The sequence below is a fragment of the Pseudomonas sp. D3-10 genome (assembly GCF_051132175.1).
In the GTDB taxonomy this organism is placed as follows: domain Bacteria; phylum Pseudomonadota; class Gammaproteobacteria; order Pseudomonadales; family Pseudomonadaceae; genus Aquipseudomonas.
In genome coordinates this window covers 54204-77776 of sequence record NZ_CP071668.1, presented here as the reverse complement: position 1 = coordinate 77776, position 23573 = coordinate 54204, and the positions used below count along the sequence as shown (strand labels likewise).

20 protein-coding genes are annotated in these 23573 nt (G+C 61.6%); 11 read left to right on the top strand and 9 right to left on the bottom strand.

The window, feature by feature from the left end; translation table 11 throughout:
• Positions 1-5: 5 nt before the first annotated feature.
• The 3 genes from rsmB to def form a co-directional block, all read right to left on the bottom strand.
• Entirely contained in the window at positions 6-1316 is a 1311-nt protein-coding gene (gene rsmB, locus J3P90_RS00345) for a 16S rRNA (cytosine(967)-C(5))-methyltransferase RsmB (RefSeq protein ID WP_434675635.1), read from the bottom strand.
• Complete coding sequence (gene fmt, locus J3P90_RS00340; protein ID WP_434675634.1) at positions 1313-2272, bottom strand: methionyl-tRNA formyltransferase; 960 nt, start codon at positions 2270-2272, stop codon at positions 1313-1315. Before fmt ends, rsmB begins: the two co-directional genes overlap by 4 nt.
• 71 nt (positions 2273-2343) lie before the next feature.
• Positions 2344-2850 carry a peptide deformylase gene (gene def, locus J3P90_RS00335; RefSeq protein ID WP_053126951.1) on the bottom strand — a complete coding sequence of 169 codons (507 nt, stop codon included), beginning with the start codon at positions 2848-2850 and terminating at the stop codon, positions 2344-2346.
• Positions 2851-3005: 155 nt separating this feature from the next.
• On the opposite strand from def, the gene J3P90_RS00330 reads away from it, so the two are divergent.
• The 3 genes from J3P90_RS00330 (at position 3006) to J3P90_RS00320 (ending at position 5824) form a co-directional block, all read left to right on the top strand.
• Positions 3006-4031 carry a LysM peptidoglycan-binding domain-containing protein gene (locus J3P90_RS00330; RefSeq protein WP_434608623.1) on the top strand — a complete coding sequence of 342 codons (1026 nt, stop codon included), beginning with the start codon at positions 3006-3008 and terminating at the stop codon, positions 4029-4031.
• Between the two features lie 80 nt (positions 4032-4111).
• Positions 4112-5206: a DNA-processing protein DprA gene (gene dprA / locus J3P90_RS00325; RefSeq protein ID WP_434675633.1), complete on the top strand. Its 1095-nt coding sequence runs from the start codon at positions 4112-4114 to the stop codon at positions 5204-5206.
• A 60-nt stretch (positions 5207-5266) separates the two neighbouring features.
• On the top strand, positions 5267-5824 hold the full coding sequence (locus J3P90_RS00320) for an L-threonylcarbamoyladenylate synthase (RefSeq protein ID WP_434561424.1): 558 nt from the start codon (positions 5267-5269) through the stop codon (positions 5822-5824).
• 267 nt (positions 5825-6091) lie between these two features.
• Here J3P90_RS00320 and J3P90_RS00315 read toward each other — a convergent pair whose 3' ends face one another.
• On the bottom strand, positions 6092-7069 hold the full coding sequence (locus J3P90_RS00315) for an NADPH:quinone reductase (RefSeq protein WP_434675632.1): 978 nt from the start codon (positions 7067-7069) through the stop codon (positions 6092-6094).
• A gap of 162 nt (positions 7070-7231) precedes the next feature.
• Between J3P90_RS00315 and hemF the strand changes: the two genes are divergently transcribed.
• On the top strand, positions 7232-8146 hold the full coding sequence (gene hemF / locus J3P90_RS00310; RefSeq protein ID WP_434608630.1) for an oxygen-dependent coproporphyrinogen oxidase: 915 nt from the start codon (positions 7232-7234) through the stop codon (positions 8144-8146).
• A gap of 13 nt (positions 8147-8159) precedes the next feature.
• The gene (aroE, locus tag J3P90_RS00305; protein ID WP_434675631.1) at positions 8160-8981 is read left to right on the top strand and encodes a shikimate dehydrogenase; all 822 of its coding nucleotides are present in this window, start codon (positions 8160-8162) and stop codon (positions 8979-8981) included.
• A gap of 79 nt (positions 8982-9060) precedes the next feature.
• Here aroE and J3P90_RS00300 read toward each other — a convergent pair whose 3' ends face one another.
• The 3 genes from J3P90_RS00300 to betC all read right to left on the bottom strand — a co-directional run bounded on the left by J3P90_RS00300 (position 9061) and on the right by betC (position 13237).
• Positions 9061-10629: a SulP family inorganic anion transporter gene (locus tag J3P90_RS00300; RefSeq protein ID WP_434608635.1), complete on the bottom strand. Its 1569-nt coding sequence runs from the start codon at positions 10627-10629 to the stop codon at positions 9061-9063.
• Between the two features lie 155 nt (positions 10630-10784).
• On the bottom strand, positions 10785-11705 hold the full coding sequence (gene choX, locus J3P90_RS00295) for a choline ABC transporter substrate-binding protein (protein ID WP_420766003.1): 921 nt from the start codon (positions 11703-11705) through the stop codon (positions 10785-10787).
• A 23-nt stretch (positions 11706-11728) separates the two neighbouring features.
• Positions 11729-13237, bottom strand: coding sequence for a choline-sulfatase (gene betC / locus J3P90_RS00290; RefSeq protein ID WP_434675630.1), 1509 nt, complete (start codon positions 13235-13237; stop codon positions 11729-11731).
• A gap of 114 nt (positions 13238-13351) precedes the next feature.
• Here betC and J3P90_RS00285 point away from each other — a divergent pair, with 114 nt between their 5' ends.
• Complete coding sequence (locus tag J3P90_RS00285) at positions 13352-14302, top strand: choline sulfate utilization transcriptional regulator (protein WP_434675629.1); 951 nt, start codon at positions 13352-13354, stop codon at positions 14300-14302.
• A gap of 5 nt (positions 14303-14307) precedes the next feature.
• On the opposite strand, the gene J3P90_RS00280 is transcribed toward J3P90_RS00285, so the two are convergent.
• On the bottom strand, positions 14308-14967 hold the full coding sequence (locus J3P90_RS00280; protein ID WP_434561436.1) for an NAD(P)-dependent oxidoreductase: 660 nt from the start codon (positions 14965-14967) through the stop codon (positions 14308-14310).
• A 565-nt stretch (positions 14968-15532) separates the two neighbouring features.
• Between J3P90_RS00280 and J3P90_RS00275 the strand changes: the two genes are divergently transcribed.
• The 5 genes from J3P90_RS00275 to J3P90_RS00255 all read left to right on the top strand — a co-directional run bounded on the left by J3P90_RS00275 (position 15533) and on the right by J3P90_RS00255 (position 22205).
• Positions 15533-16840, top strand: coding sequence for a CitMHS family transporter (locus J3P90_RS00275; RefSeq protein ID WP_039593443.1), 1308 nt, complete (start codon positions 15533-15535; stop codon positions 16838-16840).
• A 77-nt stretch (positions 16841-16917) separates the two neighbouring features.
• Positions 16918-17685, top strand: a complete 768-nt coding sequence (locus J3P90_RS00270) for a TerC family protein (protein ID WP_420766007.1) — start codon at positions 16918-16920, stop codon at positions 17683-17685.
• Positions 17686-18021: 336 nt separating this feature from the next.
• Entirely contained in the window at positions 18022-19680 is a 1659-nt protein-coding gene (locus J3P90_RS00265; RefSeq protein WP_434675628.1) for a Na/Pi cotransporter family protein, read from the top strand.
• A gap of 72 nt (positions 19681-19752) precedes the next feature.
• Positions 19753-21141 carry a M16 family metallopeptidase gene (locus tag J3P90_RS00260; RefSeq protein ID WP_434608643.1) on the top strand — a complete coding sequence of 463 codons (1389 nt, stop codon included), beginning with the start codon at positions 19753-19755 and terminating at the stop codon, positions 21139-21141.
• Between the two features lie 56 nt (positions 21142-21197).
• Positions 21198-22205 (top strand): DUF5924 family protein, encoded by a 1008-nt coding sequence (locus J3P90_RS00255; protein ID WP_420766010.1) that lies wholly within the window; start codon positions 21198-21200, stop codon positions 22203-22205.
• A 43-nt stretch (positions 22206-22248) separates the two neighbouring features.
• Here J3P90_RS00255 and J3P90_RS00250 read toward each other — a convergent pair whose 3' ends face one another.
• On the bottom strand, positions 22249-23478 hold the full coding sequence (locus J3P90_RS00250; RefSeq protein ID WP_420766011.1) for a nucleoside recognition domain-containing protein: 1230 nt from the start codon (positions 23476-23478) through the stop codon (positions 22249-22251).
• Positions 23479-23573 lie beyond the last annotated feature (95 nt).

Genomic DNA, 23573 nt, shown 5'->3' with positions numbered 1-23573 from the left:
CGGTTTTAACCGCGTGCGGCGGCGATTTTGATCAGCTTGGCGTAATAGAACCCGTCGTGCCCGCCTTCCTGGGCCAACAACTGCCGGCCATGGGGCTGCTTGATGCCAGCCTGGGTGGCAATGTCCAGCTCACGGGCACCCGGCGTGCGAGCGAGGAATGCTTCGATCACTTCGGTGTTTTCCGTCGGCAAAGTCGAGCAGGTGGCGTAGAGCAGCATGCCGCCCACGTCCAGGGTCGACCACATGGCATCAAGCAGTTCGCCTTGCAACACGGCCAATGCGGCAATGTCGTCCGGCTGCCGGGTGAGCTTGATGTCCGGATGGCGACGGATCACGCCGGTGGCCGAGCAAGGCGCGTCCAACAGGATGCGCTGGAACGGCTTGCCGTCCCACCACGCAGCCGTGTCGCGACCGTCGGCGGCGAATAGTTCGGCGTCCAGGCCCAGGCGCTCAAGGTTTTCCTTCACTCGCACCAGGCGCTTGGCTTCCAGGTCCACGGCCACCACGCCGGCCAGTTTCGGCTCGGCCTCGAGGATGTGACAAGTCTTGCCACCCGGCGCGCAACAGGCGTCCAGCACCCGTTGGGCGGGCGCCAGCTCCAGCAGGTCGGCGGCCAATTGCGCGGCTTCGTCCTGGACGCTGATCCAGCCCTCGGCGAAGCCCGGCAGTGCGCGCACATCGCCCGGGGTTTCCAGGACGATGCCGTCGCGGCTGTACTGGCACGGGATGGCCGGGATGCCCGCCTCGCCCAGCAACGCCAGGTAGGCATCGCGGGTATGGTGGCGACGGTTGACCCGCAGGATCATCGGCGGGTGGGCATTGTTCGCCGCGCAGATGGCTTCCCATTGCTCGGGCCAGAAGGCCTTGAGGGATTTCTGCAACCAGCGCGGGTGGGCGGTGCGCACCACCGGGTCGTGTTCCAGTTCACCCAGCAGGGTTTCGCTTTCCCGTTGGGCGCGGCGCAGCACGGCATTGAGCAGGGCCTTGGCCCAGGGCTTTTTCAGCTTGTCGGCGCAGCCCACGGTTTCGCCGATGGCGGCGTGGGCGGGGACGCGGGTGTAGAGCAGTTGATAGAGCCCCACCAGCAGCAGCGCTTCGACGTCGGCATCGGCGGCCTTGAACGGCTTCTGCAACAGCTTGGCAGCCAGGGCCGACAGCCGCGGCTGCCAACGGGCGGTGCCGAACGCCAGGTCTTGGGTGAAACCGCGATCACGGTCCTCAACCTTGTCCAGCTGCGCCGGCAGGGAACTGTTCAGCGAGGCTTTCCCGCTGAGTACAGCGGCAAGTGCCTTGGCGGCAGCCAGACGCGGATTCATGAAGCGTCCGCCGCTTGGCCGAGGACGGTGCCGATGGCAAATTTCTCACGACGGCTGTTGAACAAGTCGCTGAAGCCCAGCGCCTTGCCGCCGGGCAATTGCAGACGTGTCAGACACAATGCTTGATCGCCACACGCGACAACGAGGCCGTCCTTGCTGGCACTGAGGATTTCTCCCGGTGCGCCCTTCCCTTCGGCGCAACTGGCCGCCAGCACTTTCAGGGCTTCGCCGTTCAAGGTGCTGTGGCAGATCGGCCAAGGGTTGAAGGCGCGCACCAGCCGTTCCAGCTCAACGGCCGGGCGGCTCCAGTCGATGCGGGCTTCGTCCTTGTTCAGTTTGTGCGCGTAGGTGGCGAGGCTGTCATCCTGCACTTCGCCTTCCAGCGTGCCGGCGGCCAGGCCGGCAATGGCCTGGACCACCGCTGGCGGGCCGATCAGCGCGAGGCGGTCGTGCAGGCTGCCACCGGTGTCTTCGGCGCCAATGGGGGTGCTGACCTTGAGCAGCATCGGCCCGGTGTCCAGGCCTGCTTCCATGCGCATGACGGTCACGCCGCTCTCGGCATCGCCCGCTTCCACCGCACGCTGGATCGGCGCGGCACCGCGCCAACGCGGCAACAACGAGGCGTGGCTGTTTATGCAGCCCAGGCGCGGGATATCCAGCACCACTTGCGGCAGGATCAGGCCGTAGGCAACCACCACCATCAAGTCGGGCTTGAGCGCCGCCAGTTCTGCTTGGGCCTGGGCATCGCGCAGGGTCGGCGGTTGCAGGACTTGCAAGCCGTGCTCCAAGGCAAGCTGCTTGACCGGGCTGGGCATCAGTTTCTGTCCGCGACCGGCAGGACGATCCGGCTGGGTATAGACCGCGACAATTTCATGGGGGCTGGCCAGCAGGGCCTTGAGGTGTTCGGCGGCAAATTCGGGAGTGCCGGCAAAGACGATGCGCAGTGGCTCAGTCATGGGAAGCTCTCAGTTACAAAGCAGTCGCAAAAAGAAAAAGGCTTGCCGCGGCAAGCCTTTGAAGAGGGGCATCAAGCGTTCTGGCGATGGATCTTCTCCAGTTTTTTCTTGATCCGGTCACGCTTGAGATTAGACAGGTAATCGACGAACAGCTTGCCGTTGAGGTGGTCGCATTCATGCTGGATGCACACCGCCAGCAGGCCTTCGGCGATCAGCTCGTAAGGCTGGCCGTCGCGGTCCAGGGCTTTGATCTTGACCTTCTGCGGACGGTCGACGTTTTCGTAGAAGCCCGGCACCGAGAGGCAGCCTTCCTGGTACTGCTCCATCTCGTCGGTGAGCGTTTCGAACTCGGGGTTGATGAACACCCGGGGCTCGCTGCGGTCTTCGGAGAGGTCCATGACGACGATACGCTTGTGCACGTTGACCTGGGTCGCGGCGAGGCCGATGCCTGGCGCCTCATACATTGTTTCAAACATGTCATCGACCAGCTGACGCACTTCGTCGTCCACTACGGCCACCGGTTTGGCGATAGTGCGCAGGCGCGGGTCCGGAAATTCGAGAATGTTCAAAATGGCCATAAGCTTGATAAATGCACGTGTGAAGTAAAGTCGGGTGGCTTGCCTGGCGTGTATTGGGATGCAGGCTACCGTTGTAAAACGTTGCTCTTGAAACAGAGCGAGCCACGGGGGCTCTGGCGTTTTACGCGAACGCACATAATAAAGGGATTCACCGCATGAGGAAATCACTACTCGCCCTGCTGCTCCTGGCTTCGGCCGGTATCGCGCACGGGCAAGTGCAACTTCGGGAAGGTTTTCCCCAGCAATACACAGTGGTGACGGGGGACACGCTGTGGGACATTTCCGGCAAATACCTGCGCGAACCATGGAAATGGCCCGAGCTGTGGCAGGCCAACCCGCAGATCGAAAACCCCAACCTGATCTACCCCGGCGACACCCTGTCGCTGGTCTACATCAACGGCCAGCCGCGCCTGACCCTCAATCGCGGCACCTCACGCGGCACCATCAAGCTGTCGCCTCGCATTCGCAGTTCACCGGTGGCTGACGCGATCCCGAGCATCCCGCTGCAGGCCATTAACAGTTTTTTGCTGAGCAACCGCATCGTCGACACGGCGGAAGATTTCAACAAGGCACCCTACGTCGTTGCAGGCGACGCCGAACGAGTGCTCAGCGGCACCGGCGACCGGATCTTCGCCCGCGGCGACTTCGACACGAGCCAGCCGGCCTACGGCATCTTCCGCCAGGGTAAGGTCTACACCGATCCCGAGACCAAGGAGTTTCTGGGCATCAATGCCGATGACATCGGCAGCGGTGAAATCGTTGCCACCGAAGGCGATGTCACGACACTGGCCCTGCGACGGACCACGCAAGAGGTACGCCTGGGCGATCGCCTGTTCAGCGGCGAAGAGCGCTCGATCAATTCGACTTTCATGCCCAGCGCGCCGAAATCGGACATCCAGGGGCTCATCCTCGACGTACCCCGTGGCGTAACGCAGATCGGCGCGATGGACGTGGTGACGCTGAACAAGGGGCGGCGCGACGGGCTGGTTGAGGGCAACGTTCTGGCCGTGATGAAGACCGGCGAAACCGTGCGTGACCGTATCACCGGTGCACCGGTGAAGATCCCGGACGAACGCGCCGGCCTGCTGATGGTATTCCGCACCTACGACAAACTCAGTTATGGCCTGGTGCTGTACGCCTCGCGATCGCTGGCGATACTCGACAAGGTGCGCAATCCGTAACGTGTCTCACAAGTTACCAACAGAGTTATCCACAGCTTGTTCCCGCTTGAACGGGGCTATAACGATCAAGGATTGATCACATGCCATTGCCTGAATCTGCTTCGGTTCCGCCTGCGGAACTGGAGGCCCGTCTGCGCTTGCATCGCTTGCCGGAATTGGGGCCTAAACGTTTCATGACCCTGATGGAGGCTTTTGGCTCAGCGTCCAAAGCCATCAGCGCACCGGCGAGCGCATGGCGGGCGCTGGGGTTGCCGGCCACGTGCGCCGAGGCCCGACGCGCCCCGCAAATACGCGACGGTGCCGCCCACGCATTGGCCTGGCTAGACGGTCCGGCCCAGCATTTATTGATGTGGGACCAGCCTGACTACCCCGCTTTGCTCGCCCAGATCAGCGACGCGCCCCCGCTGCTGATGGTCGCGGGCGACGCCTCGATCCTGGAAAAGCCGCAGCTGGCCATGGTCGGCAGTCGCCGGGCATCCCGCCCGGGCATGGATACGGCGGCGGCGTTTTCTCGAAGCCTGGCCGGCGCCGGTTTTGTCATTACCAGCGGCCTGGCCTTGGGCATCGACGCCGCTGCCCATCAAGCGGCATTGGATGTCGGCGGGCAAACCATCGGCGTGCTGGGCACCGGCCTCGAAAATTTTTATCCACAGCGCAATCGACGGCTGGCGGAGGCGATGATTGCCCAGGGCAGCGCGGTGATATCGGAGTTTCCGCTGGACGCAGCGCCTAACGCCGGCAACTTCCCGCGTCGAAACCGGATCATCAGCGGCTTATCCCTCGGCGTGCTCGTGGTCGAAGCCAGTGTCGCGAGCGGTTCGCTGATCACCGCCCGGCTGGCGGCGGAACAGGGTCGCGAGGTGTATGCCATTCCAGGGTCGATTCATCATCCTGGGGCCAGAGGTTGTCACCAATTGATCCGCGACGGGGCGGCGCTGGTGGAAACTGTCGAGCACATTCTCGAAGCATTGCGCGGTTGGCAGCGGCTGCCGCTGGCCGCCGAGCCTGTGCCCGTGACCCATCCGCTGCTGCGCCTGCTGCATGCCGCACCGCTGAGCAGCGAGGCGTTGGCCGACGCCAGCGGCTGGGGTCCGCCCAAGGTGCTGGCGGCGTTGACCGAGCTGGAAATGGAGGGACGCGCCATTTGTGACAGCGGTCGTTGGTTCGCACGCTAGGTTTTATGGGGAAGATCGGTAAACTGCCCACAGCCTTATTTGCGTTGCGGAGAATGTTTCATGGTCAACAGTTGGCGTGTGCAACAAGCCGCGCGAGAAATTCGCGCCGGGGCGGTGATTGCCTATCCAACCGAAGCGGTCTGGGGCCTGGGTTGCGATCCGTGGAACGAGGATGCGGTGGAGCGTCTGTTGGCTATCAAGTCCCGAAGGCCCGACAAGGGCTTGATACTCGTGGCTGACAACATTCGCCAGTTCGACTTTCTGTTCGAAGACTTCCCCGAAACCTGGATGGACCGCATGGCCAGCACCTGGCCGGGGCCCAATACCTGGCTGGTGCCGCACCAGGATCTGTTGCCGGAGTGGATCACCGGCGTGCATGACACCGTTGCGCTGCGGGTCAGCGATCATCCAATCGTCCGTGACTTGTGCTCGTTGATCGGCCCGCTGGTCTCCACGTCGGCCAACCCACAAGGCCGGCCGGCGGCGCGCACGCGCATCCGCGTCGAACAGTATTTCCGCGGCCAGCTCGATCTGGTGCTGGGCGGTAACCTGGGCGGGCGCAAGAACCCGAGCGTGATTCGTGATTTGGCGACGGGCAAGGTGGTGCGCCCGGACTGACTTTTTGTCAGCACACAATCAACTGTGGGAGCGAGCCTGCTCGCGAAGGCGTCAGGTCAGCCAGCATCAATGTTGGCTGATACACCGCTTTCGCGAGCAGGCTCGCTCCCACAGGGTTTTGTGTTCACGCAGTATTTATGAACACCACAAAGCAACTGTGGGAGCGAGCTTGCTCGCGATGGCGTCAGGTCAGTCAGCATAGATGTTGACTGATACACCGCTATCGCGAGCAAGCTCGCTCCCACCGGTCTTTTAGCGGCCACTGGATCAGGGCAGGAGGATCGTCGACCCCGTCGTCCGCCGCGCCGACAATTCGGTATGCGCCTTGGCCGCTTCAGCCAGCGGGAATCGCTGATTGATATCCACGCTGAGCTTGCCACTGGCGATCATCCCGAACAGCTCATCGGCCATGCGCTGCAGGTTTTCGGCATTGTTGGCGTAGGTCGCCAGGGTCGGGCGGGTGACGTACAGCGAGCCCTTGGCCGAGAGAATCCCCAGGTTCACGCCGTCCACCGCACCGGAGGCATTGCCGAAGCTCACCACCAGGCCACGCGGCGCCGTGCAGTCCAGGGAGGTCAGCCAGGTGTCCTTGCCAACGCCGTCATACACCACCGGGACTTTCTTCCCGTCAGTCAATTCCAATACGCGCTGTGCGACGTTTTCCTTGCTGTAGTCGATGACTTCCCAGGCGCCATGGGATCTGGCGATGGCGGCTTTTTCCGCCGAGCTGACGGTGCCGATCAGCTTCACGCCCAAGGCCTTGGCCCACTGGCAGGCCAAGGAGCCCACGCCACCGGCGGCGGCGTGGAACAGAACAGTCTCGCCGCCCTTGAGCTCGTAAGTCTGACGCAGCAGGTATTGCACGGTCAGGCCCTTGAGCATCACCCCGGCGGCCTGTTCGAAACTGATGGCCTCGGGCAAGTGGACCAGATTGGCCTCGGGCAATACGTGGACATCGCTGTACGCCCCCAGCGGACCACTGCCGTAGGCGACGCGGTCACCGACCTTGAAACGCGTGACGTCCGAACCAACGGCCTCGACCACACCCGCGCCCTCCGCACCGAGCCCCGACGGCAAGGCCGGTGGCGGATAAAGGCCACTGCGGTAATAGGTGTCGATGAAGTTCAGGCCGATGGCCTTGTTGCTCACGCGGACCTGTTGCGGACCGGGCTCGGCGGGCTGGTAATCCACGAACTCAAGTACGTCTGGGCCGCCGTGGGAACTGAACTGGATGCGTTTGGCCATCTTCACTTTCTCCTTATCGTGGGACTTTTACCAAGCCTGCTATCGGACTCCTAAGCTTGATCCACGTCAACTGTGGTGTGGGCGGATGCGGTGTTATCCTGTGCGCCCATTTTGCCGGCGGCCTTGTACGCCGAGCAGCGTAGCCCTGATCAAGGTGATGTCATGACTACTCGCACCGAGGCCGTGAAAGCCTATCTGCTGGACCTGCAAGACCGCATCTGCGCGGCACTGGAAACCGAGGACGGTGGCACTCGCTTCGTCGAGGACGCCTGGACCCGGCCAGCCGGAGGTGGCGGTCGTACGCGAGTGATCGAAAACGGCACGGTGATCGAAAAGGGCGGCGTCAACTTTTCCCACGTCTTCGGCAGCGGTCTCCCACCGTCAGCCAGTGCCCACCGGCCTGAGCTGGCCGGGCGCGGCTTCGAAGCCCTGGGCGTGTCACTGGTTATCCACCCCCACAACCCCCATGTGCCGACGTCCCACGCCAACGTGCGCTTTTTCATCGCCGAAAAGGAAGGCGAGGAGCCGGTCTGGTGGTTTGGCGGTGGCTTCGACCTGACGCCTTATTACGGCGTGGAAGAAGATTGCGTGCATTGGCACCGCATCGCCCAGCAAGCCTGCGAACCGTTCGGCCCGGATATCTATTCGCGCTACAAGGCTTGGTGCGACAGCTATTTCCACATCAAGCATCGCAACGAGCCCCGAGGTATCGGCGGCCTGTTTTTCGATGACCTGAACGAGTGGGACTTCGACACCAGCTTCGCCTTCATGCGCGCCATTGGCGATGCCTACATCGATGCCTACCTGCCTATCGTGCGTCGTCGCAAGCACGACCCGTTCACGGCCAAGCAACGGGAATTCCAGGAGTTCCGCCGTGGACGCTACGTGGAATTCAACCTGGTCTATGACCGCGGCACGCTGTTCGGCCTGCAATCGGGCGGGCGTACCGAGTCGATCCTGATGTCCCTGCCGCCGCAGGTCCGCTGGAGTTATGACTGGAAAGCCGAACCGGGCAGCGAAGAGGCTCGCCTGACCGAGTACTTCCTGCAGGATCGCGATTGGCTGGCCACGGTCTGAACGGGGATTATCAATGGACCGCTACGTTGTAATGGGTAACCCGATCGGCCACAGCAAGTCGCCAATGATCCATCGCCTGTTTGCCGAGCAGACCGGGCAGGTGCTGGACTACAGCACGTTGCTGGCACCCTTGGAGGATTTTGCCGGTTGCGCCCGGGAATTTTTCCGCGAGGGCCGTGGGGCGAACGTCACCGTGCCGTTCAAGGAAGACGCCTTCCGCCTGGCTGACAGCTTGACCGACCGGGCGCAGCGCGCCGGGGCGGTCAACACCTTGAGCAAACTGGCCGACGGCCGCCTCTTGGGCGACAACACCGACGGTGCGGGGCTGGTGCGGGACCTGACCGTCAACGCCGGTTTCAGCCTCAAGGGCAAGCGCATCCTCTTGCTCGGCGCCGGCGGTGCGGTGCGCGGCGCCTTGGAACCGCTGCTGGCCGAAGCACCGGCGTCGGTGATCATCGCCAATCGGACGGTGGAAAAAACCGAGTTGCTGGCTGAGCTGTTCGCCGACCTGGGCCCGGTCTCGGCCAGTGGTTTTGATTGGTTGAAGGAGCCGGTAGACCTGGTCATCAACGCCACGTCCGCCAGCCTGACGGGCGATGTACCGCCGATTGCCGCAAGCCTGATCGAGCCGGGCCAGACGTTCTGCTACGACATGATGTACAGCAAGGAGCCGACATCCTTCTGCCGCTGGGCCCGAGAACATGGCGCGGCGGTGGCGATGGACGGCCTGGGCATGCTGGCCGAGCAGGCGGGCGAAGCGTTCTACCTGTGGCGCGGGGTACGCCCGGATACGGCGCCGGTGCTGGCCGAGTTGCGTCGTCAGTTGGCGCTATAAGACTGACAGACCCTCTAGGGCTGCTTTGCAGCCCAGCGGGAGCAAGCTCCCTCGCCACTGAGTATGTCTGCCTTGTGTCCTATTCTTCGAAGTGAATCGGGCACGCCTGCGCTCCTTCCAGTTTCAGCAGTTCCTCCACCACCTGCGGCCTTGCCCCACGCAAGGTCAGGCTACGCCCCTGGCCGCGCAACCGCCGGGCTTCCTGATGGAGCATTTCCACGCCCGAATAATCGATGAAGTTGATCTGCTGGGCGTCGATCACCACCCGTTGCGCCTGCATACGCTGCAAACGCACCTGCAAATAATGACTGGCGCCGAAAAAGATCGAGCCGCCCACCCGCAAGATGTCCGCCTCGCCTTCGCGGCTATGGTGCACACGTGGCTGGGAGGTGCGCTTGAGGTAGAAAAACAGCGAGGCGAGTACGCCGGCGTAGATAGCGGTTTGCAATTCCAGCAACAGCGTGGCCAGGCAGGTCAGGCCCATGACCAGGAATTCGGAGCGACTCACCCGGTACAACGCCCGGATCCCGCGATGGTCCACCAAGCCCCAGGCGATCAGCAGGATGCTGCCGGCCATGGCGGGAATCGGAATGTGCGCGATCAATTTCGCGCCGGCAACGGCAAACAGCGCTACCCACAATGCCGAAAACATCCCGGCCAGGGGCGAGCAGGCGCCAGCCTCGTAGCTGAGGCCCGAGCGAGTGAAGGAACCGGCTGACAACGATCCTGCGAAAAAACCTCCAACAATATTGGAAAGACCCTGCGCCCTCACCTCCTGATTCGCATCGAGCAACTGCCCGGAGCGGACCGACAGCGACCGGGCAATGGACAGACTGGTCACCAGCCCGAGCATGCCCACCGCCACGGCACCGGGCAACAGGCGCAAGATCAATTCCAGGTCCAGCGGCAGCGGTGTGAACGGCGGCAGGCGCCCGACAAAGGCGCTAACCAACGCCACATGCCCGAACATCGCCGGCCACACCCAGACCACCAGGCTGCTGATGACCAAAGTTATCAACAGGCTTGGCCAGCGTGGCAGCAAGCGCTTGAGCACAATGCCCAGCGCCAGGGTGCCCAGTCCCAACAACAGCGAAGGCTTATCCACAGCTGCGATGTGGTTGAACAACATAAGCAAGCTTTTCAACGCCGTGGCTTCGTTCGGCAGGTCCAGGCCCAGCAGGTTCGGCAGTTGCCCCAAGGCAATGACCACCGCTGCGCCCAAGGTGAAACCCAGCACCACCGAATGCGAGACAAAATTGACCAGCGCCCCGAACCGCAACAACCCGAGCAGCCATTGGAAAATACCCGCCAAGACCGTCAGCAAGAGGATCAGCGTGATGTAGTCCTGGGTTGCCGGAACGGCCAGGGGACTGACCGTGGCGTACAGGACAATGGAGATCGCCGCCGTAGGACCGCAGATCAGATGCCACGACGAGCCCCACAAGCAGGCGATCAGCACCGGCACGATCGCCGCGTACAGTCCGTACTCGGGTGGCAACCCGGCAATCAGGGCGTAGGCAATGGACTGCGGCAGCGCGAGAATCGCACCGCTGAGGCCGACAACCAGGTCACGGCCGACACTGGCGCGCGTCTGCCGGGGTAGCCAGCTCAGGAATGGAAACAGCGAATGGCGCGTGGGGATTGCCATGGGGCCTCAAGAATGGGGTTTGGCGCAAGAGTATCAGGTGAACCAACGTGGCGAGGGAGCTTGCTCCCGCTGGACTGCGCAGCAGGCCCGATTCTGCGGCCGCTGCGCGACCGAGCGGGAGCAAGCTCCCTCGCCACAAGAGCCCGGCGCAGCTGTCAGAGCTTGGCCTTCACCGCCGCCAGCGCGTCCTTACCGTCCACGGTCTTCACGCCATCCAGCCATTTATCCAGCACCGCCGGATTGGCCTTGATCCAGGCCTTGGCCGCGTCGGCGTTGCTGACTTTCTTGGTCACCACCTCAGCCATGATGCTGTTTTCCATTTCCTGGGTGAAGCTCAGGTTGGTCAGCAGTTTGCCAACGTTCGGGCAGGCCTGTGCATAACCTTTGCGCGTCAAGGTGTACACGCTGCCGGTATCGCCGAAATATTTCTCGCCGCCCTTGAGGTAGTGCATCTTCAGTTGCACGTTCATCGGGTGCGGGGTCCAGCCGAGGAAGGTCACGAACTTCTGTTTTTTCACCGCCCGGGAGACTTCCGCCAACATGGCCTGTTCGCTGGACTCCACCAGCTTCCATTCGCCCATGCCGAAATCGTTGGTCTTGATGATTTCTTTCAGGGAAAGGTTAGCCGGGGCACCGGACCCGATGCCGTAGATCTTCTTGTCGAACTTGTCCGCGAATTTGTTCAGGTCGGCAAAGTTATGCACGCCTGCGTCCCAGACATAATCGGGCACCGCCAGGGTGAATTCAGTGCCATCAAGGTTCTTGGCCAGTTGCGTAACATCACCGTTGGCCACGAATTTGTCATAGAAGCCCTGCTGCGCCGGCATCCAGTTACCCAGGAACACATCGACCTGACCATCTTTCAGGCCGCCAAACGTAATCGGCACGGCAAGCGTATCGACCTTGGGCTTGTAACCCATGCCTTCCAGCAGGAAACCGGTGATGGCGTTGGTCGCAGCGATGTCGCTCCAGCCCGGGTCAGCCATTTTGACCGTCTCGCAGCTTTGCTCGGCCCACGCCGAAACACTGCTCAACGCCAACAGCCCGGCGGCCAGTACTGTGGATAACTTTTGCATGTGCTTCCCCTTACGTTATTGGTTTATTGGCAGGGTTGTGGATAACGGGCCTTGCGCTCCAGATCGTCCAGATCGATGTGGTTGCGCATGTACTGCTGGCTGGCGTCCACCAGCGGCTGGTGATCCCAGCTCTTGAGTTTGCCCAGGGTCAGCGCATGGGCGACGAAACGTCGACGTCGCTGGCTGGCGAGTACCTGTTGATGAATCGTCGGAATGTCCCATTTGGCCCGCGCTTCGGCGAGAAAATCAGCGAACAGCGACTGATGTTCGGGCGATTGGCTGAGGTCTTGCTGCTCCTTGGGATCGTTGCGTAGATCGAACAGCAGGCATGGATCATCCTCGCTGTAGATGAATTTCCACGGGCCGCGACGGATCATCATCAACGGACTGATCGTGCCTTCAGCCATGTATTCGCCGAAGACCTCATCATGTCCGCCCTGCCCTTGCAGATGCGGCACCAGCGAACGGCCGTCCAGTGGCAGACCTGGCTCCAGCGTACCGCCGGCCAGTTCAACCAGGGTCGGCAGCAGGTCGGCGGTGGACACAGCCGCACCGACACGGCGATTGGCGAACTGCCCCGGGGCACTGATCAACAACGGTACCCGAGCGGCCATTTCGAACCAGTGCATTTTGTACCAAAGACCCTTTTCGCCGAGCATATCGCCATGATCGCCGGAGAAGACGACGATGGTGTCGTCGATCAGCCCGGTGTCCTCCAGGGTTTGCAGCAACTTGCCGACATTGCTGTCGATGTAGCTGCACGCCCCGAAATACGCTCGACGAGCATCGCGGATCTTATCCACAGGCAGCGGCTTATCCCAAAGATCATAGACCTTGAGCAGGCGCTGGGAATGCGGATCGAGTTCAGCCTGCGCCGGGGTTTGCGGCAGTGGGATCTCGTTGTCGTCATACAAATCCCAAAATGCCTTGGGAATCGTGTACGGATCGTGTGGGTGTGTCATCGATACCGTTAGGCAAAACGGCTGGTCGCCGTCCTCGCGGATGTGGTCGAACAAGTATTGCTGGGCCTTGAACACCACCTCTTCATCGAAGTCCAGCTGATTGGTCCGCACGCACGGGCCGGCCTGCAACACCGATGACATGTTGTGATACCAGCTCGGCCGCACATCCGGCTCATCCCAATTCACGGCCCAGCCGTAGTCGGCAGGATAGATGTCACTGGTCAGACGTTCTTCGTAGCCGTGCAGCTGGTCCGGTCCGCAAAAATGCATCTTGCCAGACAACGCCGTGCGGTAGCCGAGGCGGCGCAGGTAGTGGGCATACGTCGGAACGTCCCCTGGGAAATCCGCCGCGTTGTCGTAGGCGCCAATCTTGCTTGGCAACTGGCCGCTCACCAGGGTAAAGCGTGACGGCGCGCACAACGGACTGTTGCAATACGCGGCATCGAACACCACGCCCTGGTCGGCCAGGCGGGACAGGTTCGGCAACTTGATGGGCGACGGACCATAGATCGGCAACATTGGCGCGGCCATTTGATCGGCCATGATGAAAAGAATGTTCTTGCGCTTCATGTATTCGCGGCATTCCATAGTAGGCAGTTATGCGATAGTGCTGCGATTGAGCATGTAGCCCCTGAGTTTTGGGGTAAAGCCCATGCGAGACAATGACTAGGATAAGCACAGCTTATGTATGAAGCCTTGGGTGACCTCTCCCTGGACCTGTTCCGTGTCTTCGAATCAGCGGCTCGCCAGCAAAGCTTCACCGCGGCCGCGATCGAGCTGGGCACCACGCAGCCGGCCATCAGCCAGCAGATCAAACGGTTGGAAGAACAGCTGGGCACGCGGCTGTTTGACCGCATCTATCGAGGCATCGAGCTGACTGAAGCCGGCACGCTGCTGTTCGAGCAAGTCCAGACCGGTTTGCAAAGCATCGATGCGGGTCTGAATGCGATCACCGCCCAGCACCAGCACGAAGTGCTGCAAGTGGCGACGGACTTTGCCTTTGCCGCTTATTGGCTGATGCCTCGGCTGCATCGGTTTCACGCAGCCAATCCCCAGGTGGATGTGAGCCTGGTGACCAGCGAGCGCAACCACAACATGCTCCGTACCGATATTGACGTTGCAGTGTTGTTCGGCGATGGTCGCTTCAAACAAGGCGAAAGTCGCTGGCTGTTCAGCGAAGAAGTTTTCCCTGTGTGCAGTCCGCTGCTGCTCGGAGAACGTCCCCTGCCCTTGCCCGCCCAGGCCTTGGCGGAATTCCCGTTGCTGCACCTGCGCGCGGGCAACAGCAGCAACTGGTTCGACTGGAGTGGTGTGTTTCGCGAATTAGGCATCAACTCGCCGCCAGCGCCCGGGCAGTTGCGCTTCGACAATTACACGCTGCTCATCCAGGCGGCAATCGGCGGCCAGGGCGTCGCCATCGGCTGGCGACACCTTGTGGATAACTTGCTGGCCCAAGGATTGTTGTGTCGTCCGATCGCCCAAACGGTGCTGTCCCGGCTGGGGTATTACGTGGTCTTGCCCCAGCGCAAGCGCCGCGGTGTTCTTATCAAGTTGTTCGTGGATTGGTTGATGGAAGAACAGGCCAACAGCGCCGAGTCGCTCACTGGCTTGCCGCTGCCTTCCATCGCCGTTTGATACGCCTACACGGCCGTGACAAAACTGACGTGCTCGCCCACATGCAGGTTCAAGCGCAGCTCATCGGCGATGCCGACGGCCACGCGGTTGAGCCGCTCCAGGGTTTCGGCCAGGCCCGGCTCGAGGCTGGTACTGACCTGGCTGAAGTGTTCGATGCCCAAGCCTGGCGCGGCATAGGGCGCGTTGATCAGGGTCCACTGCAGCGTGCTGTTCTTCAGAGCATCAAGCACTTCTTCGGCGGCATGGCGCTGCAAGTCGTCGTCGGCTTGTTCTTCGTCGAGCACCGCGAAGTCACCCACCAAAAACAACCGTGAAATGTTCACCGCTTGCATGCCGGCAATCAACGCATCCACCGCCAGGACTTGCTCCACCGGGCCGGGAATCAATGTGCGCTCCACCTGCTCGCTGTTCATCGGCAATCCCGGTGCGTTCAACAGGCATACGACGGCGCTGACACCGGCGACGCTTTGCTTGACCCGCTCCGGGTCGAACAGATCGCCGGTCTTGGCCCGCAGTCCCGGGCGTGGGGCCAGGGCGGTAAGGTCATCCAGAATGGCGATTACTTCATGCTGTCGTCGCAGCAGTTCAGCCATCAACGCACTGCCGAGGCTGCTCATGGCACCATAAAGCACCACTTTGATAACCGGGGTTTCCGCGTTTTTCATGGCTGGTGTTCCTTTTTTCCCGCGTGTAAAGGCTCTGACCCGCGGAAAACCAAGAGGGTTCGCCTCTTTATCAAGGATTGACCGATGCAACGGATCAAGGGCTACCACGCCCACGTGTATTTGAATCTTTCAGCCTTCAAAGTGAAACGCTGATTGCTTTTGTGGCGAGGGGATTTATCCCCGCTGGGGGCGCGAAGCGGCCCTGAAACCTGTCATTGCGAAATTTCGAAAGAATGCGGTCTGCTCTTTTGGGCCTGCTTCGCAGTCCAACGGGAATAAATCCCCCGCCACAAAGTAACTTCATGCGTTGGTCATACGGTCGGCCTGCGAAAGGCTGCTGAAAGCTTGCGCGATTAGGATCGCCTCACCTACCGGCAACAGACCGGTGGCCTACAACGAGCTTGCTGATGCTCGTGCGGCCTTTTTAACAACAACAATGGTGATTCTGATGTCCGCTGCTACCCATCCCGTTGCGCCCACTCCATCCGTCCGCCCCGTGCTTTGCATCCTGCGCTGACCTGACCGGTTCGCCTTTGCCCGCCGCGCCACGCCTGGAGTATTTCCCATGCTGACTTTCCTTGGCTTTGCCATGGTCATCACGTTCATGTTCCTGATCATGACCAAGCGCCTTTCCGCGCTGATCGCCTTGATCATCATCCCGATCCTGTTCGCCCTGTTCGGCGGTTTTGCACCGAAGATCGGCCCGATGATGCTCGAAGGCATCACCAAGCTCGCCCCTACCGGGGTGATGCTGATGTTTGCGATTCTCTATTTCGCCCTGATGATCGACTCCGGCCTGTTCGACCCGGCCGTTCGCAAGATCCTCAAGCTGGTCAAGGGCGACCCGTTGAAAGTTTCGGTCGGTACCGCCGTTCTGGCGCTCGTCGTTTCCCTTGATGGTGACGGCGCGACCACTTACATGATCTGCGTGGCCGCGATGCTGCCGCTCTACAGCCGCATCGGCATGAGTCCAAGGATCATGGCTGGCCTGATCATCCTCGCCGGCGGCGTGATGAACATGACCCCCTGGGGCGGCCCAACCGCCCGGGCGGCCAGTGCGCTGCATGTGGATCCGTCCGACATCTTCGTGCCGATGATTCCCGCCATGTTGGCCGGCGTCGTGGCGATCCTGGCGATTGCCTACATGTACGGCAAACGCGAGCGTGCGCGCCTGGGTGAATTGCACCTGGCGGGCGACGAAATGGACCACAGCGAAATCAGCGTTTCCCAGTTCCCGGACGCCCGCCGTCCGAAGCTGATCTGGTTCAACGGCGCGCTGACCCTGGTCTTGATGTGCACCCTGATCGCCGGCCTGTTGCCGCTGCCCGTGCTGTTCATGGTGGCGTTCAGTATTGCGATGATCGTCAACTATCCGTGCCTGCAGCAGCAGAAGGACCGCGTTGCGGCCCACGCCGGCAGCGTCCTGGCGGTGGTCGGGCTGATTTTCGCGGCGGGGATCTTCACCGGCATCCTGTCCGGCACCGGCATGGTCGACGCCATGTCCAAGAGCCTGCTGGCGGTCATCCCGGACTTCCTCGGCCCGTACCTGGCGGTCATCACCGCGCTGGTGAGCATGCCGTTCACTTTCTTCATGTCGAACGATGCATTTTATTACGGGGTGTTACCAGTTCTGGCGGAAGCGGCCAGCCATTACGGCATCACTGGCGTCGAGATGGCCCGTGCCTCCATCGTTGGCCAGCCCGTCCACCTGCTGAGCCCGCTGGTTCCGTCGACTTACCTGCTGGTAGCCTTGGCCGGTATCGAATTCGGCGATCACCAGCGCTTCACCTTGAAGTGGGCAGTACTGGTTTGCCTGTGCATAATGTTCGCCGCCTTGCTGATGGGGATTTTTCCGCTGTTCAGCACTCTATAAAAGCAATGCCCGCTGCGTCGCCCCTATCGGTCAACCGAAGGCGCGACGCGGCCTAACACTCGCTCAAAGGAACTCACATGGAATGGCTGACCAACCCGGAAATATGGGTTGCCTTCTTTACCCTGACCGCCCTGGAAATTGTCCTGGGCATCGATAACATCATCATGATCTCGATCCTGGTCAGCCGCATGCCCAAGCACATGCAGGCGCGCACCCGGATTTTCGGCTTGGCGCTGGCGATGATCACGCGGATCCTGTTGCTGCTGTCGATCACCTGGGTCATGCGCCTGACCGCCGATCTGTTCGAAGTGTTCGGCCAGGGCATCTCCGGTCGTGACCTGATCCTGTTCTTCGGTGGCTTGTTCCTGCTGTGGAAAAGCTCCCAGGAGATGTACCACGCGCTGGAAGGCGAGGAAGAAAGCAGCGATGAGCCGTCGGTCAAGGGTGGCAACTTCATCTACACCATCATCCAGATCGCAATCATCGACATCGTGTTCTCCCTGGACTCGGTTATCACCGCGGTGGGCATGGTTTCCCATGTACCGGTCATGGTGGCGGCAATCATCGTTGCCGTCCTGGTGATGATGCTGGCTTCGGGCACCATCAGCACGTTCATCGACAAGCACCCGTCGCTGAAGATGCTGGCGCTGTCGTTCCTGCTGGTGGTCGGTACCGTGCTGATCGCCGAATCGTTCGACGTGCACGTGCCCAAGGGCTACGTCTACTTCGCCATGGCGTTCTCGCTGGCGGTGGAAGCGATCAACATCAAGATGCGCACAGCGATTGCTCGCAAGCGCAAGCAACAGGATCCGGTGAAACTGCGCAAGGATGTCCCGGGTCAGTAAAGATGTAGGGCAGTGAAACGAAGGGGCTCTTGTGAGCCCCTTTTTCATGCCTGCAAAAAACGCTCGAATGCAAAACCTGTGGGAGCGAGCTTGCTCGCGAAAGCGATCGCCTGAAACAAAGATGTTGGATGTGCTGCCGCCGTCGCGAGCAGGCTCGCTCCTACAGGGGGCGGGGTGTTTTCGAGGAAACTGTTTTATGACAGTTTTGTTTCAAACCCATCTTCAGCTGTGCAATGCTGGCGCCCGGACCATTCGGCAACTACAGCTTAAGTACAAGAAGTAAAACGATGTGGCACCGTCAATTTGTCCATCTGGGACGCTAACAGGGGGCTCCTCATGCTGACCCTGCTGAATCTACTTTCCGCCGTGGCCTTGCTGATCTGGGGCACGCATATCGTCCGGACCGGCATCTTGCGGGTCTACGGCTCGAACCTGCGCCATGTCATTGGCCAGAACATGTCCAGGCGCTGGCTGGCGTTCATCGCCGGCATCATGGTCACGGCCATGGTCCAGAGCAGCAATGCCACGGCGATGCTCGTCACTTCCTTCGTCGGCCAGGGCCTGATGGCATTGACCCCTGCCCTGGCGACCATGCTCGGTGCGGACGTCGGCACCGCATTGATGGCCCGGGTGCTGACCCTGGACCTGTCGCGGCTGTCGCCGCTGCTGATCTTCCTCGGAGTGATTTTTTTCCTCTCGCGCAAACAGACCCGCGTCGGCCAGATGGGCCGGGTCTCCATCGGCCTGGGCCTGATCATCCTGGCCCTGCAATTGATTGTCGAAGCCGCCGCGCCGATCACCCAGGCCCAGGGCGTGAAGGTGATTTTCGCCTCGTTGACCGGCGACATCCTGCTCGATGCCTTGGTGGGTGCGCTGTTCGCAATGATTTCCTATTCCAGCCTGGCGGCGGTTTTGCTGACCGCGACCCTCGCCGGCGCTGCGGTGATCAGCTTGCCAGTCGCCATCGGCCTGGTGATCGGTGCCAATATCGGCAGCGGCGTGCTGGCGTTCCTCAGCACCAGCATGCAGAACGCCGCCGGACGCCAGGTGGCGCTGGGCAGCCTGTTGTACAAGCTGATCGGCCTGCTGCTGATCATTCCGGTACTCGACCCGCTGGTGGGTTGGCTGGACGGCCTGGATTTCAGCCCCCAGGAAACCGTCATTGGCTTTCATTTGCTCTATAACACCGTGCGTTGCCTGGTGCTGTTGCCCAGCGTCGGACCGATGGCCAGGCTCTGTGCCTGGCTGCTGCCGGAACGACCGCAAGCCAATGGCAAAGCCACGTCACGGCACCTGGACCCCGCCGCCCTCGCCACACCAAGCCTGGCGCTGGCGAACGCCGCGCGGGAAACCCTGCGCATTGGCGACCTGATCGAAAACATGCTCGAGTCCATGCTCGGCGTCCTGCGAGGCGAGCAAACGGCGATCACTCAACAACTGCGCAGCATGAGCGATGACGTCGAAGCGCTGTGCAGCGCCATCAAGCTCTACATGGCGCAAATGCCTCGTGAAGATCTCAGTGAACAGGACAGTCGCCGCTGGGCGGAAATCATCGAGCTGGCGATCAACCTCAAACTGGCCAGTGACCTCATCGAACGCATGTTGCGCAAGGTCCAGCAGCAGAAGACCTCCCAACGCCGCTCGTTCTCTGACGTGGGCCTGGAAGAGTTGGCGGGGCTGCACAGCCATCTGATCGCTAACCTGCGCCTGGGATTGTCGGTCTTCCTCAGTGCCGATCGGGAAAGTGCTCGCCAATTGCTGCGCGAGAAACGGCGCTTTCGCGCGCAGGAACGACGGATGGCCCACGCCCATGTCAGCCGCTTGCAGCGCAAAGTCGTGCAAAGCCTTGAGACGAGTTCCCTTCACTTGGAACTGATCGCCGACATGCGGCGCTTGAATTCCTTGTTCTGCGGCAGCGCCTATGTGGTGCTGGAAACATCCGAGATCGGCGCCCTGTCCGCCGACGAAATGTCCGACATCACCCATTCGCCTTGAACGACTGGCGTCTCGGCCAGTCAACAAGTGTGTCCCCGGACCATGGATTTACAAGCCGCCAGGAAGCCCGCCATGCGTTGTCTGCTACTCGTCCTGCTTTTGTTCGGTTCCCTACCCGTCGTTGCCCAGGATCGCTTCCAGGTCGAGGGATATACGTTGCCCAACGGCATGCAGTTGTTGCTCAAGCCCGGCACGGAACGTGGACATGTGGCGATTCGGTTGGTGGTCGGCGTGGGCCTCGATGATTTCAGCTGCGCCGACAAGGAACTGCCACACCTGCTCGAACATGTGCTGTTCAGCGGCGTCGACGATACCGGCGAGGGCGGCCTGGAAGAGCGCATGCAGGCGCTGGGTGGCGAATGGAACGCCTTCACCAGCAACGCCGACACGACGTTTGTCATCGAGGCGCCAGCGCGCAATCAACGCAAAGTCCTGGACTTGTTGCTGGCATTGCTGACCCGTACCCGAATTGACGCAAAGAATCTGGAAGCGGCCAAACGGGTGGTAGAGCGCGAGGATGGCGGCCATTACACCCATCTGCAACGCTGGCTCGACCGCCAGGACCTGGGCCACAAAGCCAGCAACCAACTGGCCGTGGAACTGGGCTTGCGTTGTGCGGAACGGGCCGAGGTCGAACGCTTTACCGTCGCCCAACTGGAACAGGTGCGCAAGGCTTGGTACGCGCCCAATAACATGACGTTGATCGTCGTAGGTGACCTCGATCGACTGCTGCCGGCCTATCTGGAACGCGCCTTCGGCGAGCTCGAACCGGTCGAACCCAGCGTCCATGAACCGCTGGCGCAGATCCGCTACAGCGCGGTGACCAAGCGCAACCTGATTCGTGGGCTGGTCGGCGACAGCGCCAAGCTTCACTGGCTGTTCCCGGAGCCGGTGCTGGAGCAACAACATGATGAAACCTTCGACCTGCTCAAGGATTACCTGGATTGGGCGCTCTACCGGCAACTGCGCCTGGCTGACGGCCTGTCCTATGGCCCGTGGGTGGAGCGGGACGTCTTCGGCGGCGTCGGTTTCCTGAGCCTCAACGCCGACCTGGCCCGCGAGGACCTGCCCCCGGCCGAACACGCGCTCGAGACGCTGCGCAACACGTTGTTGAGGGACGGCCTGGACCCCGAGAGTTTCGTGCGGATAAAGCGTGCCGCCATTGCCCATCAGTCCTGGGCCGTCCAAGGCAACAGCGCACTGGCCGACTATTACTGGAGCGCCCTGGGCGACTACGAAGACGGCCGCTTCGCCAACCCAGCCGAGCGCCTGCAGGCAGTCAGCCTGGAACAGGCCAACCTGGCCCTGCGTGAGCTGCTCAAGGACCCAGGCTATTTGCGCATCGAGAAGCCGCTGCTCAGCGATGACGAACTTGTCTGGACACTCGGCGGGTTGGTGGCGGTTCTGCTGGGGCTGGTGGCCTGGCTGATACGGCGCAGGCATCGACGGGACCCGGAATGAATTCACAGTGGTACCCTGTCAGGGATTTTTCCTACGACTTAGCGTGAACCTGCCGAATGCCGAACCTGACTCATTTAATCCAGCGCATTATTGAACTGATGAAGCGCTACCCAGGGGTCATCGCGCTCGGCGGCTTCATTTCCGGGGTCGGCAGTTTCATGCTGGTGGATCGCCAGCAAGGCCTGGCGACCTGGATCGCCATCATGATGCTGGTGAGCTGGCTCTGGCTGATGCTGGAGAACAGCCTGACCCGGTTGTTCACACGGATTTTCAAACGGGAAATTCCCCAGCCGCTGTTGCGTTACGCCACGCAAATGATTCATCAGGAAAGCCTGTTTTTTGTCTTGCCGTTTTTCTTCATCACCACCACCTGGAACAGCAGCCAACTGATCTTCACTGGCCTGCTCGCGGCGGCGGCATTGGTCTCGATCACCGACCCCCTGTATTACAAATGGCTGGCGCCGCGGCGATGGGCTTTTCTGGCGTTGCACACCCTGACGCTGTTCGCGGCGTTGCTGACCGCCCTGCCAGTGATCCTGCACCTGACCACCGACCAGAGCTTCAAGCTGGCATTGGGCATCGCCATGCTGTTGTCATTCCCGAGCCTGGCTTCGATCTTTCCGATCCGTACCGTGCGCAACGCCCTGGCCATCCTGTGCATCACCTTGGGCATTGGCGCCGCCGGTTGGGTGCTGCGCTCCTGGGTACCGCCCGCCACGCTCTGGATGACCGAGGTGGCGATCAGCACCCAAGTGGAAGATCGCACGCCTGGCGCCAGCCTCAAGGAAGTCAGCGCCGCCCAGATTCGCAGCAATGGCCTGTACGCCTACACCGCCATCAATGCGCCGCGAGGCCTGGACGAGCGGATCTACCATGTCTGGCAATTCAACGGCAAAGAAGTGGACCGCATCGCTTTGGACATTCACGGAGGGCGCAAGGAAGGCTATCGCGCCTGGACCCACAAGCAGAATTTCCCCGGCGACCCGACAGGCAAATGGCAAGTGCGGGTGCTGACCGAGAATGGCCAGATGATCGGCGTGCTGCGGTTCAAGGTGACGGAATAAAGGGCTCGTCAGGCCCTATCGCGAGCAGGCTCGCTTGCACAGGTCAGCCAAAGAACCAGTAACAAACCCCGATCGCCGCCACCACACCGGCCAGCTCCGCCAGCAGGGCACAACCCACCGCATGGCGCGCTCGCTGGATGCCCACCGCGCCGAAATAGACCGCCAACACATAGAAAGTGGTTTCGGTGCTGCCCTGAATCGTCGCCGCCACCAGGGCAGGGAAGCTGTCTACCCCAGAGGTCTTCATGGTTTCGATCAGCATCGCCCGGGCGGCGCTGCCGGAAAACGGCTTGACCATGGCAGTGGGCAACGCATCGACGAAACGCGTGTCCCAGCCAGCCCACTGGGCCAGGTGCCGAATACCGTCCAGGCCGAAATCCAGCGCTCCGGAGGCCCGCAGCACACCGACGGCACACAGCATCGCCACCAGGTACGGCAGCAGGTTCTTGGCAACATCGAACCCTTCCTTGGCGCCTTCAACGAAGGTTTCGTACACCTTGACCTTGCGCAGCGCGCCCACCACCAGGAACAGGATGATCAAGCCAAACAAAGTCAGGTTCCCGAGGATCGAGGACAGCCCCGCCAGCGCCGTGGCCGAAAGCGTGGCCAGCAGCGCCATGAAGCCGCCCAGCGCCAGCGCGCCCGGGACCAGGTAGGCGAGGACCACCGGATCCCACAGGCGCAGACGCTGCATGAATGCCACGGACAGCAGCCCCATCAGGGTCGAGGCACTGGTGGCGAGCAGGATCGGCAAGAACACCAGGGTCGGGTCCGGCGCGCCTTGCTGGGCGCGGTACATGAAGATGGTCACCGGCAGCAGGGTCAGCGACGATGCATTGAGCACCAGAAACAGAATCTGCGCATTGCTGGCGATGGTCGGGCTGGGATTCAGATCCTGCAGGGCGCGCATGGCCTTGAGGCCGATGGGCGTGGCGGCATTGTCCAGGCCCAGGCCATTGGCCGCGAAATTGAGGGTGATCAGGCCAATCGCCGGGTGACCGGCTGGGACTTCCGGCATCAAACGAAGAAACAGCGGCCCGAGGGCCTTGGCGAGCCAGTCGACGATGCCGGCTTTTTCAGCGATGCGCAGGAACCCCAGCCAAAGGGTCAGGGTGCCGAACAGCAGGACCATGACTTCCACCGACAGCTTGGCCATGGCAAAGATGCTTTCCACCATGGCGGCGAAGATCCCGGCGTTGCCGCCAATCAGCCACTGCGCCAGTGCGGACACGGCTGCCACGATAAAGAAGCCAAGCCACAGGCCATTGAGCATCGGTTAAGTCCCCCGGAAGATGCGGCGAATGATAGCGGGGCTGGCCGAAACGACAAACCCCGGATTTCTCCGGGGTCTGGTTGGCTTGATGTTGC